We start from the raw sequence: 218 nt of genomic DNA on the forward strand, positions 1-218 counted from the left end.
CTGCGAACTGCCCGGCTGGACCAGCGTGCAGTTCGTGCGCCCCGCGCATGGCCTGGTGGCGCTGCACGGCAGCACGGTGGTTCCCGTGACCGCGCTGGGCCTGCGCGCCGGCCGCAGCACGCAGGGCCACCGCTTCGAAGCCGCCGTCACGCCCGTGGTGCTGGCGGACGCCGACAGCTACGCCGCCACGCTGCGCAAGGACGGCGCCGTGATCGCCA

The 218-nt window shown here is 75.2% G+C and carries 1 protein-coding gene; it reads left to right on the plus strand.

Annotated elements, in window-relative coordinates; genetic code table 11:
* On the plus strand, positions 1 to 218 hold a 218-nt coding region (locus VTU_RS26370), incomplete at both ends, for a glycine--tRNA ligase subunit beta (protein WP_010102592.1).

Source organism: Verminephrobacter aporrectodeae subsp. tuberculatae At4 (assembly GCF_000193225.1).
In the GTDB taxonomy this organism is placed as follows: Bacteria; Pseudomonadota; Gammaproteobacteria; order Burkholderiales; family Burkholderiaceae_C; genus Acidovorax; species Acidovorax aporrectodeae.